Origin of the sequence: Acidipila sp. EB88, assembly GCF_003858395.1 — a bacterium.
Classification (GTDB): domain Bacteria; phylum Acidobacteriota; class Terriglobia; order Terriglobales; family Acidobacteriaceae; genus EB88.
On the sequence record NZ_QWEV01000005.1, the window covers coordinates 2829704 to 2850664 of the forward strand.

Genomic DNA, 20961 nt, shown 5'->3' on the forward strand with positions numbered 1-20961 from the left:
GTATCGCTGTTCCCGCCTAGGCCCACTCCCCAGCACGCATCACCGGCTCGCGCTCCCCGGAGGCAGTCACGCCATCGATATCGAGCGTGCCGGAACCGATCATCCAGTCCACGTGGATCAGGCTTTCGTTGGCGCCGCGTGCCGCCAGCTCCTCGGGGCTGAGCGTGTCGCCATCCTGAACGCAGGTCGAGTACGCCTGGCCCATCGCGATGTGGCAGGCCGCATTCTCATCGAACAGCGTGTTGGAAAAGAGCAGTCCGCTTGCCGAGATCGGCGACGAGTGCGGCACCAGCGCCACCTCGCCCAGGCGCCCGGCGCCCTCGTCCGTCGCCAGCATCCGCTCCAGCACTTCCTGCCCCGTCCTGGCGCGGGCTTCCACGATCCTGCCGCCCTCGAAGCGCACCGTGATCTCCTCGATCAGCGTGCCCTGGTATGAAAGCGGCTTGGTCGACCGCACGGTGCCGCTCGCCCGTTCCCGGTGCGGCGTGGTGAAAACCTCCTCGGTCGGGATATTGGGCAGGCAGGGGATGCCGTTGAGCGCCACGGTGCCGCCGCCCATCCAGAGATGCCCGTCCGCCAGGCCGATCTCGAGGTCAGTGCCGGGACCCGTGTAGCGCAGCGCGGCATAGCGCTTTTCGTTCAGCAGGGCAGCGCGCTGCTGCAGGTTGGCCGAGTGCTGCTTCCACGCGGCCACCGGGTCAGGGTTGTCCAGGCGGGACGAAGCCAGGATCGCGTCCCACAGCTTCTGGACCGCAATCTCCTCGGGCTCGCCGGGAAACACCACCCGCGCCCATGCCGGGGTCGCCGAGGCCACGATGCACCAGTTGATCTCGTGCCGGGTTATGAGCTCGAGCGCGGGCCGGCTCGCCTTGGAGGCAGCGACGTTCGCACGTGAAACCTTCACAGGGTCCTGCTGACCCAGCAGCGACGGGTCGGCGCCCGTGATGCCGAGGCGGGCCGCGCCCGACCGGTAAGCTGTGGCGATGCCGTCGTGCAGCCAGGTGGCGGCATGGTCGAAGCTCGCGTCCTCGGCAAACCGGTAGCGTGCCAGCGTCGCTTCATCGTCGACATACATGGTCGTGACCAGTGAAGCGCCGGCCTTGTAGGCATGCTCGGTAACGCGGCGCACCAGTGGCAGCGCGTCGATGGGTGCCGTGATCAGCAGTTCCTGCCCGGCCCGCAGGCCGAGGCCGGAGTGAACCGTGACCTGGGCAAGCAGGTCGATGCGGTCAGCAAGTGTGGAGGAAGCGGTCGGAGAAGCAGCAATGACAGAGGCCATTTGTTTAATCTACGCCGGACCCGGAGTGCTTTGAACCGGTCCGCGTTGACAGCGCCGCAGCCGGCGAGGCCGAGCCTCGGAGACCGCATCGCTGCTAGCAGCGGCGGGAGCGAGCCCCATGCGCACTCCGCACCAGCGGTGCCGCGACAAACAGGGTTGCGCTCAGTGCCACCAGCACCCAGAAGATGCTCGCCATCCCAGCCCGGTGCGCCAGGAACCCCAGCAGCGGCGGCCCGATCAGCAGCCCGGCATAGCCCACGCCCACTGCCGTGGCGATGCCCTCACCCGGGGCGAAACCCGGCAGGGTCCCGGCCGTGCGATACAGCACGGGCGACGCGTTCGCCAGGCCCGCACCAGCCAGGGCAAACCCGACAAGAATCACCGGAAGCGAATGGCTCAGCAGCAGCAACAGCAGGCCCGCAACACTGATCAGCCCACCCAGTCGCAGTGCGCGCAGCTCGCCGATGCGCGACACCACTGCGTCCCCCGTGAACCGGCCCAGCACCATCAGGGCGGCAAAGCAGGTGTAGCCGTAGCCAGCCGCGCCGTCCGCAACCTTGTACACGACTCGCAGGAACAGGGCGCTCCAGTCGCCCATGGCTCCCTCGCTGACCATGGTGGAAAAGCACAGCACCCCGATCAGCAACAGTCGCGGGTGCGGCAGGTGCGCACGCAGGCTTTTCGGCCCACCCGTCGCCGCCGGGGCTGCCTGCCGCTCGGCAGCGTGTTGCGCGTCCTCCACCGGCTTGGGCAGCAGGAAGGATGCGGCCCCAAGCACAAGCAGCAGCAGCACGACACCGAAGCTCGGCACCAGCCGGGAATCGCGCACGCCCTCAGCCATCAGGAAGCTGTGCGTGCCCGCCCCGGCAAAGCAGCCGACGCTGAAAATGGCGTGAAACAACGACACGGTGCGGCGTCCCAGCAGCGACTCGACCAGCACCCCGTGCGAGTTCATGGCGACATCCATCCCGGCGGCGGTCAGCCCGGTCACAAACAGCACCGCGACCAGCAGTGGAAGCGATGGCATCAGGATCGCGATGGTCAGCAGGGCAGGGAACAACAGGCCGGTGACAATGCACAGCCGTCGCGAACCCGCGCGGTTCAGCAACGTGCCCGAGAGTGGCATCGCGCACAATGCCCCGATGCCGGCCGCCAGCAGCGTCGAGCCGAGCTGGGCCGCATTGAGGTGCAGCGCCACGGCGCGCTCTGGAATGTGTGGGACCCATGAGCCAACCGCCGCTCCGTTGACCAGGAACAGCACGGCCACTGCGAGCTGCGCGTGCCGGGCCCTCGCCGCAGACACGGCAATGTGCGCAGTGCTGCCGGGCGCCGCTGCCAGCATGCTGATGTCGGAGATCTCTTCGAGCATGGTTCCGGGTTCTCCGTGGCGCAGGGTGCTCCAGGGTGGGGATCAGGCCAGCGACATCCCGATGGTTCTGGGATGCCCTGTGCTTGGACCGTGGCTTGCAGGCTGCGCACGTACACTGGGTTCCATGAAGTTTACGACGACCCTCAGAGTGCGCTACTCCGAAACTGACCAGATGGGGGTGGTGTACCACGGGAACTACTTCGCATGGTTCGAAGTAGGACGAGTGGAGTTGCTCAGATCACTTGGCTTCTCCTATCAGGAGCTGGAAGCCCAGGATGACTGCATCCTGCCTGTCGTCGAGGCGTCCTGCCGGTATCGCCGCCCCGCCCGCTATGACGACCTTCTGACGCTCGCAACCTCGGTCAAGGCACTGCGCGGGTCGATCGTGGTGTTCACCTACAAGCTGTACGTCGGCGAGGTGCTCCTTGCGGAGGGAGAGACCAAACACGTGGTTGTGGACGGAGCCCTGCAGCAGCGAAGGCTGCCGGAGCGCCACCATGCAGCAATCCTTGCCATTCTCGAATAAGGATTGAAGTAAAGCTTCAGGGCAGATTGCGTCCACGAGGGGTGGAGCGGGAGGGTAGGAGGAATAAGGTCGCCAGACCGGGCGCTGATTCGGCCTGGTCCCGGATTCTTCAGCGATCTCGATGCATCAGTGATCCTCACCTGCGAACACGGCGCGGGCTTCGGCCCCTGCACCGAACCGCCGCGCAGTTCACGCCGAGCGGGCTTACGCCTCGGGTGCCCTCGGCAATGCTGCCGGCACAGCAACGGTGGTGCGGCCCGGTCCCGGCACAACATTCTTTTGCAGGTCATGGTGCAGGGAGTAAAGCGCGAGTTCGAGTCGATCCGACACCCCGAGCTTGTCGTAGATCTTGCGCAGGTAGTTTTTGACCACCTGCTCGCTCGTGCCGATGTGGTGAGCGATCTCCTTGTTCCGCTTGCCCTGGCTGATGTAGGTAATGATCGAGATCTCCTTGGGAGAGAGCCGGGGCGCGACCTTGGTGCTGAGGCCCTGGGTCGCCTGCAGGCGGTACGCGTCGATCAGCAACGTCAGCGATTGGTTGTCGATCCAGGTTTCCCCTGCCGCCACCTTGCGGACGCACCGCAGCAGCAGGTCGGGAGAGATGGCTCGCGAGATTGTGCCGCGTACGCCATTGCGATACAGCTCGATCATGCGGGTCTCATCCGCAATTGCTCCCTGCACAATCATCTTGATCGGCGAGGGACCACTTTTGATCAACTCCGGCACAAACTCGGTGTGGCCGCCCAGGATGTTCCAGTCGAGCAGCAGCACGTCGGCATGGTTCTGCTTGAGGGTGGCGCGGAGATTGGGAAGGCTGTCGGCCTGGGCTATGACGTGAATATCCGGCTCGGCGGCAAACACCTTGCTCATGCCGACGCGGAAGATGGCTTGACTGTCAGCCAGGATGACGCGCGTCGGGTTCTCCCGGTGCGCCACGGTAGTGTTACCCGGGGCGCCGGCAGGTACCGGAGGCTGAGGCCTTGGGTATGGCGAGTGTCCATTTGAACCCAGTGGAGCAGTTCCTACACGTGGTTTATCGTTCATCTGGTTCATGGAAGAAGGGCGCGCCTTATCCTTTCAGAGCCTATTGGAACCGGTAGTCATCGATAACCGCAGCGATATAACACTTTCCATTTTCCTGGTAGCTGCGGATGACATGACCTACGCAATGAATAGCGGCGGTCGAATCGTTCAGTGTGACCTCGCGGGGCACTTCCATCAGGAACTCGAGACCCGTCTCGGCGGGGATCGGGTGTGGTGCCTCCAGCAATACCCCGTTATGGGACATGTTTACTGTTACAGCGTGAATCTGCTCGCCTTCGACTACCAGAACGACTGGCAGGTGCATCGGAAACCGCACGGCACTTCTTAGCTCTTCCCACACCATCGCTCGACTCGCCTTCACCGGAAAGAATTGCAGGATACTCATGGCGGGCTCGCTTCGAGCAGTTGCGGTGCAGCGCGGTTCTGGCCGCGCTCTAGCGTGACTCTGCGGCTGCTGCCATGATTCAGCACATTCTACACCGCACTTATCCTGGCTTCGGAACACCAAAATGTAGGCGCGCGTCGCCTTACGGGTGCCTTTAGTAAGGAAACGCATCCCGCGCGGGTATGGATTTCATGCTGGAACTAAGTTGCGCACTTATTGCTGACCCATGCACACTCAGGGTCTGCAACCAAAAGGCTCCGGCCGGCGGCACCATGGAGGCTGACTTGTTTGATGAAGTACGCGCGCTGGGCGCACACTGGCAGCGACTTAAGCCCACGCAGCGCCATGCATTTCTCGCCTGCTTTCTGGGCTGGGCGCTGGACGCCTTTGACTACTTTCTGCTGGTGCTCTGTATCCCGGCCATAGCCACGGAGTTTCACACCGGGACCAAGGCGGTACTCGAAGCAGTATCACTGACCCTGCTCTTCCGGCCCGTGGGAGCGTTGCTTTTTGGGACACTGGCCGAGCGTTTCGGCCGCCGCCCCACGCTGATCTTCAACATTGCCTGCTACTCGCTGCTGGAGCTGGCCTGCGCCTTTGCCCCCTCGCTGCCCGTGCTGCTGGTCCTGCGCGCTCTGTTCGGTATCGCCATGGGCGGCGAGTGGGGCGTGGGCGCCGCCCTGGTCTTTGAGACCCTCCCGGTGGAAGGGCGCGGGTTCTTCTCGGGTGTGCTGCAGGAGGGTTACGCCGTCGGCTACCTGCTGGCTGCCCTGGTCTTCGGGGTGCTCTTCGACCCACTGGCTCACCTCCATGTGGCTGGCCACGTGGTGGGGTGGCGCGGCCTGTTCGTGGTGGGCGCGCTGCCTGGCCTGCTGTGCCTTTACATCAACCGCAAGGTGGAAGAGTCGCCCACGTGGACGCAGGGCCGGGCACAGGCGGCACTGCCCGGGCAGCGCAGGGCCGCGCTCTGGACCGGTATGCGCGCGCACCTCGGCACGTTCCTGTTCCTGGTGCTGCTGATGGCCGGGTTCAATGCGTTTTCGCATGGCACGCAGGACCTGTACCCGACCTTTCTGATCAAGGATCATCACGCCAGTGCGCACGAAGTAGGCCTGATTGGGGTGATCTACAACATCGGTGCGATCGGTGGCGGCATCCTGTTCGGCGCGCTCTCCGAGCGCTGGGGGCGCAAGCGGGCCATCATCACCGCGGCGCTGCTTGCCTTGCCCTGTGTGCCCCTGTTCGCGTTGGCCCACTCGCTGCCGCTGCTGGCGCTGGGCGCGTTCCTGATGCAGTTCATGGTGCAGGGCGCCTGGGGTGTGGTGCCGGCCTACCTGAGCGAGTTGTCGCCGGCGGAAACCCGTGCGACCTTCCCCGGCGTCGCCTACCAGCTCGGCAACCTGCTTACCTCGCGCAACATCGTGCTGCAGGGATGGGCCGCGGCGCGTGTGGGTGCGTATGGGCCAGTTCTGGCCGGCACCGTACTCATCGTGGGCATCTTCCTGGCAGTGGTTTGCTCGCTGGGGCGCGAGTCCCGGGGAAAGAAGTTGGTGGCCTAGCACACCTACGTGCAGCCCGGGTCTGCTGGTTTGCAGCCAGTTGTAGCTGTTTCATGCACAATGGAATGCGAGTTCGTGTGACCGCATCCTGTTCTACATCTCAGCCATGGAGGATTACCCATGCCGCGTGTGCATTTCCATCAGCAGCTGGCGCAGCTGAAAGATAAGCTGCTGGCCATGGCGGCTCTTTCGCAGCAGGCCCTTGAGTCCTCGGTTGAGGCTTACCTCGAGCGGGATCCTGCGATCTGCCAATACGTCCGCGAGAACGAGACCGCCATCAACATGGCGCAGCGCGAAGTGGACGAGATGAGCTACGAGCTGCTTGCGCAGGAGCAGCCGATGGCGATCGACCTCCGTTTCATCCTGGCGGTGATCAAGATCAACGGCAACCTGGAGCGCATCGGCGACCAGGCGATGAGTATTGCCGAGCGCACGCTGGAGCTGTGCGCGACGCCGGCAATCGATGCCCCCGCGGACATCGCCGGGATGCGCGAGATTGCCCGCACCATGATCCGCGGTGCGCTACAGGCACTGCTCGAGGGCGATGCGCGCCTGGCTGCTTCTGTGATCGAGATGGACGACGACATAGACCGGCTGAACCGGCTGGCCCATGAGCAGTTGATCGAGCTGATCGGCAACAACGCCGGGGTGGCCGAGCAGGCGCTGCACACCATCATCATCTCGCGCAACCTGGAGCGCATCGCCGACTACGCCGCCAATATTGCGAGCGACGTCATCTTCTGGATCGAAGGCGCTGACATCCGGCATGCCAACCTGCCGATGCTGGCCACGAGCTGACGGCGCGCGCATCCCGTATCGCTGCCGGGACGCAAAGCTGGCTTTACACTGGTCGCATGGCAGCAATCACTCTTGATGGCAAGGCGCTCGCGGTTGAACTGGAAGCAGAACTGCGGGAGCGCGTTGCGCGCCTGCGCGCTCACCTGGCAGGACCTCCGCCCGTACTCGCAACAATCCTGGTCGGCGCGGACCCGGCATCTGCCACCTACGTCCGCATGAAGGGCAATGCCTGCCGGCGCGTGGGGATGGAATCGCTCCCCATCGCCCTGCCTGCCGAGACCACCACCGAAGAACTGCTGGCCGTGATCGACTCGCTGAACGACGATCCTCATGTGCGCGGCATCCTGCTGCAGCACCCTGTCTCAGCCCATATCAATGAGCGCGCCTGCTTCGACCGCATCGCGCCGGAGAAGGATGTGGACGGGGTCACCAGCCTCGGGTTCGGACGCATGTCGATGAAGGAGCCGGCGTTCGGCTCGGCAACGCCGGCGGGCATCATGCGCCTGCTGCGTCACCACCAGATCCCCCTGCGCGGCAAGCGGGCCACGGTGATCGGGCGAAGCGCCATTCTCGGCCGGCCCATGGCCACGATGCTGGATCACGCGGACTGCACTGTGACCCTGTGTCACCGGTTCACTGCGGACCTGCCGCGGCACCTCGTCGATGCCGATATCGTGGTGGCCGCGCTGGGACGCCGCGAGTTTATCCGCGCCGGCTGGTTGCAGGACCAGGTCGTGATCGTGGACGCCGGCTACCACCCTCCGATCGATGGAGCCCCGGCTGCGGGCGACGTGGAGCTTTCCGCCTCGCTGCTGGCGCGGGCCGCGGCGTATACCCCGGTGCCCGGAGGCGTCGGCCCCATGACCATTGCAACCCTGATTGCGCAGACGGTGGAATCAGCGGAGCAGGTGGCGATGCTGGAGCCTGCCCTCGTGCGCGGCTAGTGGTGCGCGCCGGTGCGCAGGCAGGTTCGCTCCCAGACTTGTTCCGTTCCGGTAAGGGACACGTGCACCCTTGGGTTCCACCTCGCCGGAGAAGCCTTCGCACGCTTATGATCCCGGCATCGTACGGAATGCTTCCCAGTCGCTCCCGGATGGCTCCATGCGCTTCCACGGAGCCCGGCAAACCCCAACGCAGCGCGCTGCCTCTACCGCAGGCAAGAAGGCAAGGTCCATTGAATCCGCTTCGCAGAAAACACATGATCGCCAGGAACTTCGTTGTGCAAGGGCTCGTCGCCGCAGCCACATGCGTGGCGCTGCCAGCGCTGGCACAGCAGGGCGCCGCCGGTAGTTCGCCCAGCACAGTTTCCGTGCACCTGGACCCGCAGCGCACCACCGTGAGCTTCAACGCGGGCAGTATCCACCATGTGCATGGCACCTTTCAGCTCAAGACAGGCGTGTTTGCGCTGGACAGCAAGAGCGGCGTGGCCCAGGGCGAGATCCTGGTGGACGCGGATTCCGAGAAAAGCAACGACAGCAAGCTGGACCAGAAGCTGCACACCCAGACTCTTGAAACGGCCAAGTATCCCGGCATCTTCTTCCATGCCGAGAAGGTCACCGGTTCGCTGCCAGCCAAGGATGGAACCTCGCAGCTCAAGCTCGAAGGGTCTTTCAATATCCATGGAGCCGACCACCCTCTGTTGGTAGATGTGGACGCCACGCGCCAGGGCGACACGGTGCTGCTGAAGAGCCGGTTTTCCGTGCCCTACGTCCAGTGGGGCATGAAGGACGCAGGCACGCTGCTGATGCGCGACAAAGTTATCCAGATCACGGTGGAGAGCCATGGCACAGTGGAAGGCCTTGAACCCAAGGGTTCGTAGCAGCAGACGCGCAGCCGTGTGTTGCGGACTGCTGATGGCCGCAGGGGCCACCGGCTGCCGGAACGCGCCCGTGCAGACACCGCAGGAGCGGCTCCAGCAGGAAGCCGCGCGGGACGCCCGCGAGATGCACCACGACCTGCACGATGCCGGCCGCGAAGCTGGACAGGCCCTGCGGCAGGCTGCTTCCGGAACCCGCGCGATTGTAGCCGGGGTGCGCGAGGGCTGGCAGCAGGGCGACGCCGGCAGTGCAGCCGACCAGAACCATGCCCCGGTCAATATCAATCACGCACCCGCGGAGATGCTCGCACGGCTGCCCGGTATCGACGCGAACCGCGCCCGGGCCATCGTGGCAGCTCGCCCTTTCCGCACCCGGCACGACCTGGTGAAGCGCGGCGTGCTCACCGAGACGCAGTACGCACGGGTCGCAGGCCGCCTGTCCGTGGACTAGAGGCGGGCAGGGAAGCGCCGTCGGCAATGCCGCCGCGCGGTGGGCCGCGCCGGTATGTTTCGCGCGATGCGCCCGCCTGATTATTCTGCGTCCCGCCCGCGCCTGCAGGCATCGGATGTAGGGTATGCGGGGCACTCTGGCCCGGGATGCACCGCACTGCATTGTTACAGGTGCGCTACACTGAATCGATAGACTGTGGTCTGCCGATGGCCGCTTTTGACGCCTCGGCAATCCCTGAGGGAGATAAATACGATGGCAACAGCAGCGACAGCCACAACGGCGGCCCCCGGGGCGCCGCTTTCCAATGAATTCAAGACGCCTGCACCTACGGCGGTCACGCTGACGCCCGCGGCAATCGCCAAGGTACGCGAGATCATGGCAACGCAGGATCCGATCCCGGCCGGTCTGCGCATGGGCGTGGTTGGCGGCGGATGCTCCGGCTTCCAGTACTCGATGTCGTTTGAAAATCAGGCAGGCATGATGGATAAGGTCCTGAGCTTCGAAGACCTTAAGGTCTTTGTCGATGCCACCTCGATGATGTACCTGAACGGCTGCGTTGTGGACTATGTCGAAACCCTGGAAGCGGCCGGTTTCAAGTTCGAAAACCCGACCGTGAAGAGCACCTGCGGTTGCGGTTCTTCGTTCAGCGTCTAGCAGCACCGATCCATGCAAGACCTGTGTCGTCGGCAGGCTCACGAGAAAGCCCGCTCCCGGTCCGTCTTGGACCAGGGCGGGCTTTTCTCATTCTCGTTCCAGGGGGACCAGGCTTCGTCCGCCCCGGCTAGTTGGGATTGCCGAAGCCGCCCGCGAACGGATCACTGCTGCCGCCGGATGAGCCCGAAGACCCGGATGAGCCGTTGGAGCCCGAAGATGAGCCGGTAGGCGCGCCAGCCGAGCCGAACCCGCCGCCAAACGCCGAGCCTGAACTTCCGCTGGAGCTCCCGAAGCCCGTTGAAGAGCCGCTGGTCGTGCTGCCAAAGCCCGATGTCCCGGAACTGGAGCCGCTGAGCCCACTGGCCCCGCTGGAGGTACCGCTGACACTTGCGCCACTGGTACCCGCCCCGGCCAGCGCCTGTTCTTCCACGGGGTCGTACACAAACTCCCACTTGTTGTAGTGGTCCTGCAGCCGGAACGCGACCATGGAGGTTGTTTTTGCCGGGAGTGTGACCCCGATCACCGGCGCTCCCGCCGCACCGCTGCCACTTGTGCTGAGGCCCATCGCGCTGGTGCCGCTGGTGCCCGTCGTGCCCAGGCCGGTGAGGCCGCTTGCACTGGTGGTGCCTGTGGCCGTGCTGTCGGTTGAGGAGCTGCCGAACCCTGAGCTCCCTGAGTTCGTGGAGGACGAGCTGCCCCCGAAGCCGGAACTGCCGCCGCCGAACCCGCTGCTGCTCCCGAACCCCGAACTGCTGCCGCCACTGCCACCGAACGCCGACCCGCCACTGCTGCTGGTGGCAGCGGAAGCGATCGAGGTACCCACGTTGCTGGCGCCTGCGATGGCGTACAGCCCCGCGGTGCCCGCACAGGGTGCCCCGCTGGTGGAGCTGGAGCCCGTGGTGCCACTGGTGCTGCCGCTCGTGCCGGTGGAGTTGCCAAAGCTGCTGCCGCCAAATCCTGAGCTGCTGCTGCTGTTGCTGCCGAAGCTGGAGCCACCGAAACCGGAACTGGAACTCGAACCGCCGAAACTGGAACCGCTGCTGCCGAACCCGCCGCTCGAGGATGCAGCGCTCGCCACCGAGGTCGCGCCTGCGATTGAGCTGGCACCCCCCACCGCGGAGAAGGGCTGCCCGAAGAAGCCCAGCGGGCACACGGTGGCTTCGCCCATGTGGATCAGCTTCCAGTCGGCTTTGCCGGTCATCGGGTCGAGATACTGTCGGCGCAGAAAGCGGATGTCGTTGGTCTTGACCAGCTGGTCAATCGAGGTGGGATAGGTGCTGAACTTCTTGTAGTAAAGCCGGATGGCGCGCTTGTACTGCAGGCCGCGCTGCACTGCCTCAAGTTCCCGGTCATGCTGGATGGCAGCCGCGATGCGCGGCGCGGCGACCGCCAGCGAAAGCGTCACAAGCGCCACAAAAAAGATCACCGCCAGCAGGATGTAGCCATCTTCGTCGCGCTGCCCCGCTGCCGGGCGGAGGCCGGGGCGTCGGGCGGTCGCGATGCTGTGGCTGCTTGGCTTCAAGTCTGAAACTCGTGTGCGATCGATCCGTGTGGTGGCTGCGTTGATGAGCCGGGACCAGGATTTTAGTTCTGGACCAGGGGCAGCGACTGGGTGTCGTGGTACGGCAGGTCTTCCACGTCGACGGAAAAGGGCCCGATCCGGACCACGCGATAGCGATGGCTCACCACGTCACCCTCGGAGGCGACAAACACGTCATCCCCATGGAGAAAGAAAGCCTTGCGCGTGCCGTTCCTGCGTGCGGAGTAGCCGAAAAAGCGCAGGTCGATCGCGGGTGGCGGGGGCGGCCCGGTGTTGACGGCAGCAGCCATTACCATGGAAGGGCGAACCGGCGCCTTGACCTTCTCGATCGCGATAGCAGCGGTGGGTGCGGCGGAGTTCTGCGCGAAGATGTTGCGGCCGCTGCCCGCGTAAAGATAGTTCTCGTTCTCCGCCATCAACTCCGGGTGCAGTGCCGGGTCCAGGTTGCTGCTGCTGGTCGTGGGAGACATTCCGGCGGCAGGAGCCGAACGAGCCGGAGCAGGCGCACTTGCCAGGGCCGCCGGGCGAACCGGCACGGCAGGCGGCGGTGGCGTGGGCGTGCCGCCGAAGATGGTCTTGAAAGCAAGCACGAGCACTACGAGCCCCAGCGACGCAGCAATCGCTACTTTTTTCTTGTCGTCGGTGCCTACCCCTTTGAGCTGAGCCATTACTCTTCCTCTCCCGAGCCGGTGCTGCCGCCGCCGGCTTCTCCGGCGCGGCTCGCGGACTGCAGCACGGCGGCGGTGGCCGCATCCTGGCGCATGTAGGTGGTCAGGCGCACACGCAGATTGACCAGTCCACCCTGCTGCCCGGTCAGCGTAATGGAGCGGATGATGAAGAAGGAGTGGTTCTTGTCGCGCTCCACGTCATTGATGAAGTGCATGATCTGCCCGTACTCACCCGAAACATTCGCTTCGACGCGCAACTCCAGCAAGCCGGGGATTGCAGGCGCCGGAGTGTAGCTCGCGCGACTGAGACGCACGTGGTTGCGGCTGGTCAGCGTACCAAGCTCTGCCAGCATCTCGCTGTCCGAGACTGGAATGCGGTTAGCGACAAAGGCATCGGCGGCACGACGCGAGGTGCTGAGCTGCGCTGGCAGCGCCTGGATGTGCTCCGCCTGTGCCTGCAAGTGTCCGTACGTGGCCATGTCGGCGCTGTACTGGGCGGACTGGTCGCTGTGAGAGCGCTCCCATGCGACGATCAGGCGCGTGGCCAGCACAAGGTCAAACAGCAGCAGCGCACCCACAATGGCCAGGTGCACGTTGAGCTGGGTAATGGCCTGCGAAACGAGGGTGCGACGTGCCATCAGCGGCCTCCCACGGGTGTGCCCGGCAGGCTGCGGGTCGCGGCAGGGTGCCGCCGCGAACGCAGGGTTCTGGACGCGCCGGCGGGGTCAGGGTTGGTCAACTGGGCTTCCGGGCTTGCTGTCGCGGCCGCGGCAGCCGACGTCTTCCCGGCCGCGGAGTGCGAGTTGGGCAGCGGGCGATAGTCCGCGAGAATGTCGAAGTTCACATCGTTGGCACCTGCGGGCAGTGCGCCGGGGGCAGTGCTGACCGAGACCTGCCGGGCATTGCCGCCGCCATTCTGGTTGGCAAGGGCTTCCGTAACCAGCCGGGGGGCCACGAAGTGGCGAGAGTGCTCAAGATTATGGATCACGTCGACCGCGCGGTCGCGACCTCCGGTCACCCGCATCCGGATCACCACGTGTCCGTCAGGGGAAACGACCGGGTCGATCGCCTGCACCTGCACCCCTGCGGGCAGCACGCTTTCCAGGTCGATCATGGTGGCAGTCCACGAAAAAGCCTTGCGGCGGAACAGGTCGTTCAGAAAGGCGGAAGCATTCAGCACGTTGGCATTGGGACCCTGCAGCGCCAGCGCCTGAGCAGCAGTCTGCTGCCGGCGCAGCAGCGCGATGTTGCTCTCGAGCTGGTTGACCCGGGCCTCGGCCAGCCGCGCCTTGGTCTCCTCGGTGTGCACCACCAGCAGCATGGGCAGGGCAAGCACCGCCAGGCCGACGGCAAGCACCCGCAGCCGCGCGTAGACCGGGCGAAGCTCGATGTAGGGCCGTGTCGCGAGATTGAGGTTGATATTCATGCGTTGAGAAGGGCTCCGGTCACAGGGGCAAGCATGGAGCGCGGCACGGTCCTGGAAGGCAGTTCAGGCGTCGGCCCGAGCTCGCGCACCGCGATGGTCGGCTCACCCAGCATGGCATGGAACGCTTCGGCAGTGCCGGGCCCGATGTAAAACAGCTCCGAGGCGGCGGTAGCCAGGGTGTCTTCAAAGTAGGCTAGGGCGACCGAGACGCCGCGCCGGATGTCCTCGGCCTCTTCGCGCTCGCGGATCTCGGGGCTGCGCGGCAGGCGCAGCGGCGCGCCGGGCTGCTCGTCCGGGTTTTCCAGGCTGTCCAGTCCGCTGAAGTCGAGCGCGCGATGCAGCAGCAGTTCCTGCCCACGCAGGATGGTCGTGGTCAGCGTCGTGCCATTGTGGTTGACCAGCAGCGCGGGCTCTGCGCCCAGCAGCGGCGTCGCGGCGAGAGTGCTGGGCAGCACCACCCCCGGGATAAAGCCTGCCTCGCGCACCACGCTTTCGTACTCCAGCAGCACGTCGCGCGGGATCACCACGACCAGGACCCGAACTCCCTCGGCGCTTGTGCCCATCACCTGCCAGGTGACGGCGGCATCGTCCGATTCAAAAGGGACCAGCTTGCGCAGGCGGAAGCGCAGGATGGCAAGCGCTTCCGCGCGCTTGGACGGCAGGGCGTCGAAGTCGAGCAGCAGCACGCGCACCGTGGCATCCGGCACGATCAGCGTGAGGGCGCGATTCGCCGGGAGGCTGCGACCGCCGGGTAGCGGCCTGCCCCGCTCCGCAACAGAGGTGATGGCGGAGCGCAGCGCAGCGACCACCGCCGGGCGATCCAGCACGTTGGGTGACTTCCAGCCCGGCTGGAGGGCCGTGGCGGCCAACGGCGCGAACTGCGTGGCCAGTCCACTCGACGAGTCCTGGCGCGCGGCAAGCACGCCATACGGCGAGATCTCGCAGGCCATGGCCGGGCGCAGCGAGATGCCGGGGAACAGCAGCGGCAGCTTCTCAAGCATGGGCTAGGCTCCACCTTGAACGAGCAGGCGCGGGTTGTGAGGCGTTTGAAGACTGCACTAGCGTCCGGCCTCGATAAATGTCACCTTGTTGATTTCCTTCAATGTGGTCAGGCCGCGCCGCACGCGGTCCAGCGCCGACTCCCGCAGGAACTGCATACCCTCTGCCTGGGCCAGCTTGCGCACCTCGGAGGCGGGCTTCTTCTCGAGAATCATCTCGCGGATCGGGTCGGTGAGGTCAAGCAGTTCGTGGATCGCAGTTCGCCCGCGGTAGCCGGTGCCCCCGCACTCCACGCAGCCTCGCCCTTCCTTGAAGGGGAACCCGCGCCACTCGTTCGGGTCGAGCCCCGAGAGGTCGAGCTCCGCGTCGGTGTAAGTGGTGGTGTACACGCAGTGTTCGCAGATCATGCGCACCAGCCGCTGCGCCAGGATGCAGTTGAGCGCGGAGACGAAGTTGTAGGCCTCGACGCCCATGTTGAGGAAGCGGCCCAGCACGTCGACGACGTTGTTGGCGTGCACGGTGGTGAAGACGAGGTGACCAGTCAGCGCGGAGTTGATCGCGATCTGCGCGGTCTCCTGGTCACGGATCTCGCCGACCAGGATCTTGTCGGGATCGTGGCGCAGGATGGAGCGGAGACCGCGCGCGAAGGTGAGTCCCTTTTTCTCGTTGACTGGGATCTGCGTGATGCCGCGGATCTGGTACTCGACCGGGTCCTCGATGGTGATGATCTTGTCTTCGTCGGACTTGATCTCGTTGAGCGCGGCATACAGTGTCGTGGTCTTGCCGGAACCCGTCGGACCGGTGACCAGCACCATGCCGTACGGCTCCCGAATGTACCGGCGGAAGCGGCGGAGATCGTCTTCGCCGAAGCCGACCACGTCCAGCGTGAGCGACTTGAACTTCTCCGACATCGACTCCTTGTCGAGCACACGAAGCACGGCATTTTCGCCGTGCACAGTCGGCATGATGGAGACGCGGAAGTCGATGAGGCGGCCCTTGTAGCGGACACGGAAACGGCCATCCTGCGGAACGCGGCGCTCGGCGATGTCGAGCTCGCTCATGACCTTGATACGCGACAGGATGGTCTGGTGGTGCTCGCGGGCAATCGGCGCCATGGCGGGGTGCAGCACGCCATCGATGCGGTACTTCACGATCAACTGGTCGTCGTAGGTCTCGATGTGGACGTCGGAGGCGCGGCGCTCGAGCGCGGTGAAGATGGTGGTGTCGACCAGCCGGATGATCGGGCTGATGTCTTCTTCCGAGGTCAGCTTCTCGATTGTGATGGACTCGTCGTCCTGGTCGTTGATCGCGACCACGTCGAAGGTGAGGCCCTCAGTGGCTTCGTCAAGCACGCGCTGCGACTGCTCGGTCTTCTTGAGCAGGTCGTTGATCTGCGAGAGCGTGGCCACGCGGGTGAGCAGGCGCTGGCCCAGCAGGCTCGAGATTTCGTCGAGCACCATCAGCCGGCTCGGGTCCGAAACCGCGATCACCAGGCGATCTTCGAGCTGCTCGATCGGCACGAAGTTGTAGCGGAACATCATGTCGACGGGCACGGATCGGAACAGGTCGTGCTGGATGCGGAAGTTCTTCAGATCCACAAACTCGCAGCGGTAGCGTCGCGCAAGCATCTGCGCGTGCGCTGTCTCGTCGAGCTCGATGGGCGGCACGGGAAGGATGGGAACGGTGAGGATGGGGGCTTCAGCCATAACGGATTTCCGGGGACCTGGGCTACTTTAGCTCGCCACACGTACGAGGAGCGAGGCTAGTGTTGCTGCTGGAAGTTACTGGCGTTCCCGAGCGAGAAGATCGGCAGGTAAAGCGCGATGAGGATGATGACGACGACGATGCCCATGACGATCAGGATGGCGGGTTCGATCAGGGCGAGCGAGGCGGTGAGGGCGGTCTGCACGTCCTCTTCAAAGAACTCGGCGACGGAGTTGAGCATCTGGGGCAGTGCGCCGGTGGACTCACCGACCTCGATCATTTCGGTCGAAAGAGCGGGGAAGACGCCGGTCTTGTTGAGGCTGGTCGAAAGTCCCTTGCCCTCGCGGACGCTGGTGACCGACTGGAACACCGACCTCGAGATGCGCGACGACGAGATCGACCGGGCGGCTGTTTCAAGCGACGGCACGAGTGGCAGGCCGCCGGTGAGCAGGGTCGAGAGCGTACGGGCAAACAGCGCCACCTGATATTTGAGCCAGATCGACCCAAACACCGGGAGCTTGATGCGGATCAGGTCGATCGTATCCGCGCCCTTGGGGCTCTTGCTCCAGCGGAACAGCCCGTAACCGACCAGCACGAGCACCGGCAGCACGTAGAAAAAGTAATGCTGGGCAGCCTTGCCGAAGGCCAGCAGGCCGAGGGTGAGCGCGGGCAGCTTGGTGCCGACCTGGTCGTAAAGCGTGGCGAACTGCGGCACCACGAAGGTGATCAGGAAGACGAACAGGCCGAAAACCAGGGAGATCAAGAGGGCCGGGTAGATCAGCGAGGCCTGCAGCTTTTTGCGGAAGGTCAGCGAGATGCGCTGGAAGGACAGGTAGCGGCCCAGCACCTCTTCGAGGTTGCCGGAGCGCTCGCCAGCCAGCAGCGTCACCGTATAGATAAGGGGGAAGCCGCCCTGCGCCTCAAATGCGGCCGAGATGGACTCGCCCTGCTTGACGCGCTCGGCGACATTCTGGAGCTGCGCAGCGAAGGCCGGGTTTTTCTGGCTCTTGGCCAGCATGTCGAGCGAGCCGAGGATGGGAAGGCCGGCACGCACCAGCGTCAGGAACTGCTGGTTGAAGACCAGGAAGGTTTCGAGCTTGGCTTTCTTCTGCCGGCCGGCAAAGCCGCGCGGCTTCACCGACAGCACGTGGTAGCCGGCCTGGGTGTAGCGCAGGCGCAGCTCATCCGCAGACGCGGCAGCCTGTACCTGCTCCTGCGTCCGTCCCCGCTCGTCCGTGAGTTTGACCAGAAACTCAGCCATGCCGCGTGTGCCGCACCTTGCAAGGCTGCGGGTCGATCTCCTGTCCGTTTTTCGCTAGGGTAACAGGTCCATCCGGAGGCCCCGCCTCTCCTCGCGTGAAGGCCCTGTCTCACCTATAGACGTTGCGCAATCGATTCGGTGGGCAGAAGGTGCAGGTCGGATTACCGAGGTATCAACGGGGCCGCTGGCCGGATGGGTTTGCGTGGAGGAGGTGCTCGACGGCCTCCGTGTTGAGTTTGCCGATGCGGCCGTGCGGGCCGACGGCCCAGGGGAGGCTGAGGGCGTTCCATTCGCTGCCTTTGGGTGCGTCGGTGGGGGCGCTTTCCAGGGGGACCCAGGTCCGTCCATAGTCCGCCGAGGCGTCGGAACCGTTGGGACCGACGGTGATCAGCGTCGCGCTGTCGGGCAGGAAGCCGACGGCTGAGCGGTAGCCACCGGGCGGTACGGCGGCGGCCGTCCATCGCCGGCTGCGCGCGCTCCAGAAAGCCACGGTGCCGGAGCGCTCCGCTGGCTTCTGGTAGTCGCCGCCGACGGCCACGGCAAACCTGGCGATGCCGCCGACCGGCTGCACAGCCAGCGAAAAAGCGCCCGCGGCACTGGTACCCGAGGCAAGCGGGAGCGCTTCGCGGGAGACAGTCCACTGCGTTGCGCAGCGTTCCATCTGCAGCGCTCCGGCGGTGGCCGGGCACGCATCGTGTGCCCGGTAGAGGAACGGGCCCGCTGTGCCGCCGGTGACGAACCAGAATGTGGCCGGGTGGGCGCCCGGCGTGACGGACACCAGCGAGGAGTTGCTGGCGGCAAAGGCGCCCTGGGTCGCGGGGTCGGCGGCCAGGCCGGGCTGCGAGGCGGAGGTGACGCGGGTCCAGTGGCTGCCGCCGTCCCCAGTGCGGAGCAGGGTGAACGCGCCGTGGACCGGATCCCCCAGCAACGTGCCGTGCGCGGGGTCGGTGAATTGGATGGCGTCGAAGAAGCCTTCTTTATCGGGGTTGGTGTAGAGCAGGGTCCAGTGGGCGCAGCCGTCGGTGGTCCGGTACAGGCGGGACAGCGCGCCGGGGCCGGAGGACATCACGATGGCAGTCTCGTCGTCAAAGGCCCAGATGCCGCGAAAATCGAGCTTCTCGGCGTCCGGAGGGGTGGCGCACTGCTGCCACTCGAAGCCCGAGTCCTGCGAGCGCAGCACGGTGCCGCTTGAGCCGGAGGCCCAGACGATGCCGTTGCCCACGGCGTGGATCCCGCGAAGATCGGCGGTGGTCTCGCTGGGTTCAAGCTGCCAGATGGGGGCCTGCGCGGCGAGCAGGGAGGGCGAAGCGAGCAGGAACGCGGCAAGCAGGAGGCGCATGGGCACAGCATACCGCGATGGGTCGAGGGCGCCGCGGGGGCTTGCCGGTGTGTGTGCGCAGGGGTTGCGTTTCGGGTCAAAACAGGGTGTTTTTGCGTGCACTTTGGCCGCCTGCGAAAAGCCAAATTTATAAATATGCAGTTTTTCTGGAGATGATGCATAGATATGCAGAAAAGAACGCGCCAGTTGCGAAACACAATTTCGGAGCGTGCATATGTATGCATGTCGCAGCATTCCGGCCTGGGCTGGTATGATGCCCGGCGCGGGCGCGCACGGAGGGGTGCAATTGCTGCCGTCGCACCATGTTTCTGCGGGCGTGGCCACTTTGTGGCGGGTGATCGGGGAGTGGAGCGCCCGGCGGGCCGGGTGTTCCCTGGTGCGCAGGGCTCGCACTGTTCCCGAAAGGGAACGGCGGCTGACTGCGGCTTGGTGGGAGGAAGTTAGAAGAGATAGCGCCAGGTGATTGTCTGATCCGCAGGTCCACTTAGCGCCTGGCGGGGAGAATGGAGCGGCCGGGCTGGACCGTCGGCCTGGACCGCCAGACTGGGCGCAGCGGATCAGATCGGGGGCATGCCGTCGACGATGTGCGTGCCCGGCAGCGGCACAAAGGTGAAGGCGCCGGCTGGTGTGACTGGGTTGGGCTGCTCGCCGGAGAACTCGAAGCGGTTGCGGGCCCCATCGAGGTCTTCAACGACCAGAGCGTGGATGGTGCCGGTGGCGTCGGCGATGACCTGGAGGCTGGCGACGCGTTTTTCGAGACCCTTCGGGACGCCGCGCAGCGTGCTGTCGCCGCCGGGGCCCGGGGTGAGGGTGAGGCCGTTGAGCTGTTTCGCGAGCGCAGAGTGGCCGAGCAGCAGGGCCAGCGGAGAGCGCAGGTCATCGCCCGAGGCGACCAGCGTCCTGGCGGGCACGCGCTGCACCTCGCTCTGTCCAGGCGTGTAGAAGTAACCGTTGCTGCCGTCGAGCACGAAGAGCTTGCCCGCGGGTTCGGTGTAGGTCCAGCGCATCCTGCCGGCGTGGGTGCGGCCGCCCTTGCTGAGCAGGAGGGTGCCGCGCTCAACGCGATGGAGCCCCATACCGTCGTAGCTCTGGGTAAACTGCACAGCCAGCGCACGGAGCGTGTTGTAGTGTGCGTCCACGCTGGCCGCAAACGATGCGGCGTCGGGAGTGGGGGTGCTGGCGGGGCATGCCTGGGGTGTGAGCAGGAGTGCAGGGGCGAGCAGCAGGGCGCGAACGGTGCGGAAGGGCTTCATGGGTTGTCACCTGGGATGCTTGGGGCGCGGCAGGGATGCGGTGGTCTGGTTTCGGTCTGAGCCAGGAAGGGTAGTGGGTTCCACGTCTCAGGGGCGAGACATGGGTCACCCGGATAGTCTCCGAGGGCCGCTCCGACGCCGCGCTTCTCCATGGTGCGCGGGGTGAATGAGAAAGCCCCACGTCCCGGTTGGAGGCGTGAGGCTTTTGTGGTTCTGGGTTAGGCCGGGTTTACTGCAGGTTCTGGGTGCAGTTGGTGCCGCCGGCCGGGTCGGCCTTGATCTCGCCCTGCTGGTCGATACAGAAGCCGCGATGGCCGGTCTTGCCGACGGCCTGGGGAACGGCGACGGCTTCGTAGCCGGTGTACTGGTCCTGGTTGTTCACCGTGACCTTGGTCGGGTTGATGATCGAGAAGGTGTAGCCGCTCTTCTGGCCGGAGGTGAGGTCGGCCTGCAGGACCTGCGCCTGGGTGGGCGAGGGCGCGCCCGCGCTGGAGGAGCCGCCGAGCGCGACGAGGTTGGCGGCGAAGCCATTGGCGGGATAGTTCGTCTGGTACTGAATCTGCGCCTGGTAGATGGCGCGCAGGGACTGGATGGCCGAGGTCTCGTTCGCCTGCATCTTCATGCCGGAGAAGTTGGGGATGGCGATCAGCATGAGGATGAGCATGATCGAGATGACGATCAGCAGTTCCATGAGGGTGAAGCCGGCTTCGTGGCGTCGACTCGCCCGGATGCGACGTGCAGACGATAGAGCAGAAAAGAACTTCATGTGCATGCGACTCCGCGGGCGCTTGTTTGGGAAGCAGCCCCGTTGAACATTGTGCTTGAAGGAATGCTACCTTGCGCGCCCGGGAATGTCAGCGGGGGACCCCACCCGGCGGCCCGGTGCGGAT

The 20961-nt window shown here is 65.2% G+C and carries 21 protein-coding genes; 7 read left to right on the plus strand and 14 right to left on the minus strand.

All coding sequences use genetic code 11. The features are described 5' to 3' along the window. Positions 1-16: 16 nt before the first annotated feature. Both D1Y84_RS12275 and D1Y84_RS12280 read right to left on the minus strand, forming a co-directional pair. On the minus strand, positions 17-1279 hold the full coding sequence (locus D1Y84_RS12275) for an aminopeptidase (RefSeq protein WP_124848954.1): 1263 nt from the start codon (positions 1277-1279) through the stop codon (positions 17-19). 94 nt (positions 1280-1373) lie between these two features. Then, positions 1374-2648, minus strand: coding sequence for an MFS transporter (locus D1Y84_RS12280; RefSeq protein ID WP_124848955.1), 1275 nt, complete (start codon positions 2646-2648; stop codon positions 1374-1376). Positions 2649-2772: 124 nt separating this feature from the next. Between D1Y84_RS12280 and D1Y84_RS12285 the strand changes: the two genes are divergently transcribed. After that, a complete protein-coding gene (locus D1Y84_RS12285) occupies positions 2773-3174 on the plus strand; it encodes a thioesterase family protein (RefSeq protein ID WP_124848956.1) in 402 nt (133 codons plus the stop codon). Between the two features lie 204 nt (positions 3175-3378). Here the strand turns inward: D1Y84_RS12285 and D1Y84_RS12290 are convergent, their stop codons facing one another. Next, entirely contained in the window at positions 3379-4110 is a 732-nt protein-coding gene (locus D1Y84_RS12290; RefSeq protein WP_233581378.1) for a response regulator transcription factor, read from the minus strand. 148 nt (positions 4111-4258) lie between these two features. Then, positions 4259-4603 carry a PilZ domain-containing protein gene (locus tag D1Y84_RS12295; protein ID WP_158615446.1) on the minus strand — a complete coding sequence of 115 codons (345 nt, stop codon included), beginning with the start codon at positions 4601-4603 and terminating at the stop codon, positions 4259-4261. 284 nt (positions 4604-4887) lie between these two features. Between D1Y84_RS12295 and D1Y84_RS12300 the strand changes: the two genes are divergently transcribed. From D1Y84_RS12300 to D1Y84_RS12325, 6 genes are all read left to right on the plus strand, one after another. Beyond that, the gene (locus tag D1Y84_RS12300) at positions 4888-6162 is read left to right on the plus strand and encodes an MFS transporter (RefSeq protein ID WP_233581379.1); all 1275 of its coding nucleotides are present in this window, start codon (positions 4888-4890) and stop codon (positions 6160-6162) included. A gap of 120 nt (positions 6163-6282) precedes the next feature. Further along, on the plus strand, positions 6283-6960 hold the full coding sequence (gene phoU, locus D1Y84_RS12305; protein WP_124848960.1) for a phosphate signaling complex protein PhoU: 678 nt from the start codon (positions 6283-6285) through the stop codon (positions 6958-6960). Positions 6961-7016: 56 nt separating this feature from the next. Next, positions 7017-7904: a tetrahydrofolate dehydrogenase/cyclohydrolase catalytic domain-containing protein gene (locus tag D1Y84_RS12310; protein WP_124848961.1), complete on the plus strand. Its 888-nt coding sequence runs from the start codon at positions 7017-7019 to the stop codon at positions 7902-7904. A 254-nt stretch (positions 7905-8158) separates the two neighbouring features. After that, positions 8159-8779 (plus strand): YceI family protein, encoded by a 621-nt coding sequence (locus tag D1Y84_RS12315; RefSeq protein ID WP_158615447.1) that lies wholly within the window; start codon positions 8159-8161, stop codon positions 8777-8779. A 70-nt stretch (positions 8780-8849) separates the two neighbouring features. Continuing rightward, positions 8850-9227 carry a helix-hairpin-helix domain-containing protein gene (locus D1Y84_RS12320; protein ID WP_158615448.1) on the plus strand — a complete coding sequence of 126 codons (378 nt, stop codon included), beginning with the start codon at positions 8850-8852 and terminating at the stop codon, positions 9225-9227. A 252-nt stretch (positions 9228-9479) separates the two neighbouring features. Next, a complete protein-coding gene (locus tag D1Y84_RS12325) occupies positions 9480-9881 on the plus strand; it encodes an iron-sulfur cluster assembly accessory protein (protein ID WP_124848964.1) in 402 nt (133 codons plus the stop codon). Positions 9882-10008: 127 nt separating this feature from the next. Here the strand turns inward: D1Y84_RS12325 and D1Y84_RS12330 are convergent, their stop codons facing one another. The 10 genes from D1Y84_RS12330 to D1Y84_RS12375 form a co-directional block, all read right to left on the minus strand. Further along, complete coding sequence (locus D1Y84_RS12330) at positions 10009-11403, minus strand: hypothetical protein (RefSeq protein ID WP_124848965.1); 1395 nt, start codon at positions 11401-11403, stop codon at positions 10009-10011. Positions 11404-11465: 62 nt separating this feature from the next. Beyond that, complete coding sequence (locus D1Y84_RS12335) at positions 11466-12089, minus strand: hypothetical protein (protein ID WP_124848966.1); 624 nt, start codon at positions 12087-12089, stop codon at positions 11466-11468. Continuing rightward, positions 12089-12727, minus strand: a complete 639-nt coding sequence (locus D1Y84_RS12340; RefSeq protein ID WP_124848967.1) for a hypothetical protein — start codon at positions 12725-12727, stop codon at positions 12089-12091. Before D1Y84_RS12340 ends, D1Y84_RS12335 begins: the two co-directional genes overlap by 1 nt. After that, positions 12727-13515: a fimbrial assembly protein gene (locus tag D1Y84_RS12345; protein ID WP_124848968.1), complete on the minus strand. Its 789-nt coding sequence runs from the start codon at positions 13513-13515 to the stop codon at positions 12727-12729. The genes D1Y84_RS12340 and D1Y84_RS12345 overlap by 1 nt, the downstream gene beginning before the upstream one ends. Beyond that, positions 13512-14516: a hypothetical protein gene (locus D1Y84_RS12350; protein WP_124848969.1), complete on the minus strand. Its 1005-nt coding sequence runs from the start codon at positions 14514-14516 to the stop codon at positions 13512-13514. Before D1Y84_RS12350 ends, D1Y84_RS12345 begins: the two co-directional genes overlap by 4 nt. Before the next feature lie 57 nt (positions 14517-14573). After that, positions 14574-16220 (minus strand): GspE/PulE family protein, encoded by a 1647-nt coding sequence (locus tag D1Y84_RS12355; RefSeq protein WP_124848970.1) that lies wholly within the window; start codon positions 16218-16220, stop codon positions 14574-14576. Between the two features lie 56 nt (positions 16221-16276). Next, positions 16277-17479 carry a type II secretion system F family protein gene (locus D1Y84_RS12360; protein WP_124848971.1) on the minus strand — a complete coding sequence of 401 codons (1203 nt, stop codon included), beginning with the start codon at positions 17477-17479 and terminating at the stop codon, positions 16277-16279. Between the two features lie 172 nt (positions 17480-17651). Further along, entirely contained in the window at positions 17652-18818 is a 1167-nt protein-coding gene (locus D1Y84_RS12365) for a hypothetical protein (protein ID WP_124848972.1), read from the minus strand. Between the two features lie 557 nt (positions 18819-19375). Next, the gene (locus D1Y84_RS12370) at positions 19376-20071 is read right to left on the minus strand and encodes an outer membrane lipoprotein carrier protein LolA (protein WP_124848973.1); all 696 of its coding nucleotides are present in this window, start codon (positions 20069-20071) and stop codon (positions 19376-19378) included. Between the two features lie 229 nt (positions 20072-20300). Next, positions 20301-20837, minus strand: a complete 537-nt coding sequence (locus D1Y84_RS12375; protein ID WP_124848974.1) for a type IV pilin protein — start codon at positions 20835-20837, stop codon at positions 20301-20303. Between the last annotated feature and the right edge of the window lie 124 nt (positions 20838-20961).

What these genes read in the sequence shown, in the direction of transcription:
- D1Y84_RS12275 (WP_124848954.1), bottom strand. Translation starts at nt 1,279, where the DNA reads ATGGCCTCTGTCATTGCTGCTTCTCCGACCGCTTCCTCCACACTTGCT.
- D1Y84_RS12280 (WP_124848955.1), bottom strand. Translation starts at nt 2,648, where the DNA reads ATGCTCGAAGAGATCTCCGACATCAGCATGCTGGCAGCGGCGCCCGGC.
- D1Y84_RS12285 (WP_124848956.1), top strand. Translation starts at nt 2,773, where the DNA reads ATGAAGTTTACGACGACCCTCAGAGTGCGCTACTCCGAAACTGACCAG.
- D1Y84_RS12295 (WP_158615446.1), bottom strand. Translation starts at nt 4,603, where the DNA reads ATGAGTATCCTGCAATTCTTTCCGGTGAAGGCGAGTCGAGCGATGGTG.
- phoU (WP_124848960.1), top strand. Translation starts at nt 6,283, where the DNA reads ATGCCGCGTGTGCATTTCCATCAGCAGCTGGCGCAGCTGAAAGATAAG.
- D1Y84_RS12310 (WP_124848961.1), top strand. Translation starts at nt 7,017, where the DNA reads ATGGCAGCAATCACTCTTGATGGCAAGGCGCTCGCGGTTGAACTGGAA.
- D1Y84_RS12315 (WP_158615447.1), top strand. Translation starts at nt 8,159, where the DNA reads ATGATCGCCAGGAACTTCGTTGTGCAAGGGCTCGTCGCCGCAGCCACA.
- D1Y84_RS12325 (WP_124848964.1), top strand. Translation starts at nt 9,480, where the DNA reads ATGGCAACAGCAGCGACAGCCACAACGGCGGCCCCCGGGGCGCCGCTT.
- D1Y84_RS12335 (WP_124848966.1), bottom strand. Translation starts at nt 12,089, where the DNA reads ATGGCTCAGCTCAAAGGGGTAGGCACCGACGACAAGAAAAAAGTAGCG.
- D1Y84_RS12340 (WP_124848967.1), bottom strand. Translation starts at nt 12,727, where the DNA reads ATGGCACGTCGCACCCTCGTTTCGCAGGCCATTACCCAGCTCAACGTG.
- D1Y84_RS12345 (WP_124848968.1), bottom strand. Translation starts at nt 13,515, where the DNA reads ATGAATATCAACCTCAATCTCGCGACACGGCCCTACATCGAGCTTCGC.
- D1Y84_RS12350 (WP_124848969.1), bottom strand. Translation starts at nt 14,516, where the DNA reads ATGCTTGAGAAGCTGCCGCTGCTGTTCCCCGGCATCTCGCTGCGCCCG.
- D1Y84_RS12355 (WP_124848970.1), bottom strand. Translation starts at nt 16,220, where the DNA reads ATGGCTGAAGCCCCCATCCTCACCGTTCCCATCCTTCCCGTGCCGCCC.
- D1Y84_RS12360 (WP_124848971.1), bottom strand. Translation starts at nt 17,479, where the DNA reads ATGGCTGAGTTTCTGGTCAAACTCACGGACGAGCGGGGACGGACGCAG.
- D1Y84_RS12365 (WP_124848972.1), bottom strand. Translation starts at nt 18,818, where the DNA reads ATGCGCCTCCTGCTTGCCGCGTTCCTGCTCGCTTCGCCCTCCCTGCTC.
- D1Y84_RS12370 (WP_124848973.1), bottom strand. Translation starts at nt 20,071, where the DNA reads ATGAAGCCCTTCCGCACCGTTCGCGCCCTGCTGCTCGCCCCTGCACTC.
- D1Y84_RS12375 (WP_124848974.1), bottom strand. Translation starts at nt 20,837, where the DNA reads ATGAAGTTCTTTTCTGCTCTATCGTCTGCACGTCGCATCCGGGCGAGT.